Origin of the sequence: Rhodoferax sp., from assembly GCF_018063565.1 — a bacterium.
Classification (GTDB): Bacteria; Pseudomonadota; Gammaproteobacteria; order Burkholderiales; family Burkholderiaceae_C; genus Rhodoferax.
In genome coordinates this window covers 1-4,170 of record NZ_JAGPBB010000159.1, presented here as the reverse complement: position 1 = coordinate 4,170, position 4,170 = coordinate 1, and the positions used below count along the sequence as shown (strand labels likewise).

Below are 4,170 nucleotides of genomic sequence, written 5' to 3'. Positions count from 1 at the left end.
ATCGACTTCGAAACCACTGGCCTCTCCCCCGCCATGGGCGATCGCGCCACGGAAATTGCCATCGTCATGCTGGAGGGCGGCGAGGTGGTGGGGCGCTTTCAGAGCCTGATGAACGCGGGGGTGCGTATTTCGCCCTTCATCGAGTCGTTTACCGGCATAAGCAACGCCATGATCCAGGCCGCGCCGCCTGCGGCCGAGGTGATGGCCGCTGCCAGCCGCTTTGTTGGCGACGCGCCCATGGTGGCGCACAACGCCTCGTTTGACCGGCGCTACTGGCAGGCCGAGCTGGCCCGCATCGACCTGCCCGCCGCGCAGCCCTTTGCCTGCACGGTGCTACTGTCCCGACGCGTCCACCCCGAGGCGCGCAGCCACTCGCTGGGTGCCCTGGCGGCGCTGCACCGACTGCCCAGCGCAGGCCGCGCCCACCGCGCCCTGGCCGACGCCGAGGTGGCCGCAGCACTGCTTCAGCGCATCCAGACGGACCTGTGCCAACGCTTTGAACTGCCCGAAGCGTGCCACCCGCTGCTGATGAAGATTCAGTCCAGCCCCAGGCACGCCATGGCGGGGGTGGTGAAAAAGTATTTCGCAGCTGCATAAGTGGATCTCGCGGCTGCGTGGGCACAAACTGCGGTCGATCGGAAGTTCCGTTTCCGGTCACCCCCGACGGCGCCACCTGGAAAGTTGGCAGTGTCATCGGTTATATCAGCTATCCAACGCTATAAATTCGCTGGCTCCTGACGCTTACGCAGCAGGAGCCACGGTCGGTTTTACCAGTATCCCAACGCCTTCCACCAGACTCCGCCCACCAATACCCAGACCGCGAGGTTGACCAGGCTCATCACGAACCCGACTCGCCACCAGTGGCCCAACGTGACATAGCCGGAGCCGAACACGATGGGCGATGTGCCAGTGGCGTAGTGCGTCAGTGTCATCATGATCGATGACACGGCGGCCAGCAGCAGAGCGAACGGCATGGCCGGTGCGCCCAGCGCGATGCCGGCGGCGAAGAAAGCGCCAAACATGGCGGTGATGTGTGCGGTGGTGCTGGCAAAGAAGTAGTGTGCGTACAGGTACACCAGGGTCAGCAGCGCCACGGCCCCAACCCAGCCCAGGCCCAAACTGAGAATGCCGCTTTGCACCGCCTTGGAAAACCAGGTTATCAAACCCAGCTTGTTGAGGAATGTGGCCATCATTACCAGCGCTGAAAACCAGGTGACGGTGTCCCACGCACCCTTTTCCTTGAGTACATCGTCCCAGTCCAGCACACCACTGGTCAACAGCAGAGCCAGACCCAAGGCCGCAGCGGCGGTGGCGTCCACCTCATAGCCGGCACCAAGCACCATGGCTGGCACCCCGGCCCACAGCATCAGCAGCAGTGCAAATACCGCCAGCAGGATTTTTTCACTGGTTTTGACCGGGCCTAGTTCGGTCAGACGCTCCTGCGCAAATTGGCTGGCCTGCGGCGTGTCCTTTATCTCCGGTGGCGACAGCCAGTACAGCACCAACGGCATGAGCAACATGGCAGCAAGGCCCGGCAGCAGCATTGCCAGCGCCCAGGTCGACCACGTCAGCGAGATCTGCGCCCCGGTGGCCTCAGCGACAAACTTCACGACCAGCGGGTTGGGCGCAGTGGCCGTGATGAACATGGCGGAAGTGATCGGATTGGCGTGGTAGTTGACCAGGGCCAGGTAGCGACCGATGCGACCCTGCGTGCCGTGCTCGGGGGTGGAGTCGAAGCTGATGGCGATGGAGCGCATGATCGGGTGCATGATGCCGCCGCCGCGCGCGGTATTGCTCGGGGTGACCGGTGCCAGCACCAGTTCGGACAAACCCAGCGCGTAACCGATTCCCAGTGTCTTCTTGCCAAACAGGCGGATGAAGAAATAGCCGATGCGCGCGCCCAGCCCGGTCTTGATCAGGCCACGCGAGATCATGATGGAGAACCCAATCAGCCAGATCAGGGGGTTGGAGAAACCACTCAGCGCGTCGGCGACAGCCGCCGCGGGCTTGTTGTTGGTAACCCCGGTGATGGCCACCAGTGCGATGGCAATCATCGCCAGTGCCCCAATCGGCATGGCCTTGCCAATGATGGCAGCAATGGTGCCGATGAACAGTGCCAGCAAATGCCAGGCTGCGGGTGTCACCCCGTCTGGCACCGGGATGACAAACCAGATGGCCAGTGTGATGGCGATGGCCAGCAAAGCGGGTGCCGTTCGGATGGAAGATTCTTGTTGCATGATCAGACTTCTCCTTGGTGCTGCCCAGTATCGAAAAACAGCGCCATTTGCGCATCCGTGCCATTCGCCTCCCACGCCTGCGTAGAAATACGCAGAGACGCGGCCATCGGCTCCACGTGCCGCTGCAATACGCTATCGTTGGCGCTGTTGCCCTAACTGCCCATTCTTTGGTTGCCTTGAAACCCTTGACCTTCTCCACGCTGCGTGGTCTGCCCTGGCGCAGCGGGTTGCGCTGGTGCCTGCTGGCGCTGGGCGCGGGCGTGGTGATCGCGGCTGCGGGGTATTGGGCAGAGCAACGCGAAATGCACAGCCGCATTCAGGCTTTGCAGCAGGTCGCGCAATCCACCGTGATGGGCCTGCAGGGTATTGCTGAAAAGCACGGTTTTTTGCCCTACGCAGCGGCACGGCATCCGGATGTGCTGGCCTTGCTGGAACAACCCGCCGATCGCGCATTGACCGCTCGGGTCAACCGTGATTTGCAGGAGTTCAAGGAGCGCACGGATTCTGCCGCGCTGTTTGTGATGAATACCGATGGTTTGACCCTGGCCGCCAGCAACTGGGATACGGCGGGCAGCTTTGTTGGCCAATCCTACGGGCAGCGTCCCTATTTCCAGCAAGCCCTGAAAGGGCAGCACAGCTATTTTTACGGTGTCGGACTGACCACCGGAGCGCCGGGTTTTTTCATTGCCGAACCGGTACGCAAGGGCGACCGGGTGGTCGGTGTGATGGTGGTCAAGGTGAGTTTTGATGCACTTGAGCGCTCCTGGGCGGACAGCCCCGACCCACGGGTTTTGCTCGACCGTCGCGGTGTCGTGTTTCTCAGCTCAGAGCCGCAGTGGATGTACCACAGCCGTGCGGAACTCAGCAGCGCCGACAGGGCCGCGCTGGCGGATAACGGCCAATATGGTGCGCGGGCCAGCTACCCGCTTCTGCCCTGGCAGGTGCGCCAGATGACCGGCCCCTCCTCGTACGCGCTGGGAACGCTGGTCAAGTCGCAGGCACGCAACCTTCTGGCGCTGGAGGCCGTTCTGCCGGAGCTGGGCTGGACGCTGGTGGTCACCAGTGATCTCCATGGCGTAGCCCAGGCCAGAGCCGAGGCGCAGGCGCTAGCCACTTTGCTGGCAGCCGTGTTGCTGCTGGCGGGCCTGTACTGGCGCCTGCATGAGCGCCGTTTTGCCGAACAACGCCAGGCCAAGCGTGATCTGGAGCAACGGGTGCAGGAACGCACCCGTGACCTGGAGCAGGCGCAGGCGTTTCGCAAGGCGATGGAGGACGCACTGCTGGTGGGCATGCGCGCACGCGATCAGGCGGGACGCATCATTTACGTCAACCGTGCTTTTTGTGACATGGTGGGATACCGCGCCGATGAACTGCTGGGCTGTTCGCCGCCCTACCCGTATTGGCATCCGGACGAATTGGAAACCTATCGGCGCGATCGCGAGGCATCCATGTCGAGCGCAGCCCGTCCCTACGGTTTCGAGTCGCGCATACGCCACCGCGCGGGGCACGATGTGATCACGCGGGTGTACACCGCACCGCTGATCGATGCCCAGGGACACAACCAGGGATGGATGAGTTCGGTGGTTGACATCACCGCGCAAAAGCAGGCCGAGGATCGCCAGCATGAACAGGAGCGCCAGTTGCAGCGCAGCGCGCGTCTGGCCAGCGTGGGCGAAATGGCATCAACTCTGGCGCACGAACTCAACCAGCCGCTGATGGCGTTGTCAAATTTTGCCGTCGCGGCACGCACTATCGCTGCACAGGCGCAGATGGAGGTGCTGGTGGCGGCGCTGGACGACATGGTGGAGCAATCGCAGCGCGCCAGCGAAATTGTGCGGCGTGTGCGCGGCTTCATCAACCCAAGCCGGGGCAGTTATGAGGACTGTGATGTGCATGCGGTGATCGGCCACTCGCTGGCGCTGCTGAAGTCGGA

3 protein-coding genes are annotated in these 4,170 nt (G+C 62.9%); 2 read left to right on the top strand and 1 reads right to left on the bottom strand.

The window, feature by feature from the left end; all coding sequences use genetic code 11:
- The coding region (locus KBF66_RS18940; protein WP_296661228.1) for a 3'-5' exonuclease at positions 1-597 on the top strand (597 nt) is incomplete at its 5' end.
- 170 nt (positions 598-767) lie between these two features.
- Here KBF66_RS18940 and KBF66_RS18935 read toward each other — a convergent pair.
- Positions 768-2,237 (bottom strand): DASS family sodium-coupled anion symporter, encoded by a 1,470-nt coding sequence (locus KBF66_RS18935; RefSeq protein WP_296661226.1) that lies wholly within the window; start codon positions 2,235-2,237, stop codon positions 768-770.
- Positions 2,238-2,413: 176 nt separating this feature from the next.
- Here KBF66_RS18935 and KBF66_RS18930 point away from each other — a divergent pair.
- Positions 2,414-4,170, top strand: a 1,757-nt coding sequence (locus KBF66_RS18930) for a PAS domain S-box protein (RefSeq protein WP_296661224.1), incomplete at its 3' end; no start/stop codon positions are given.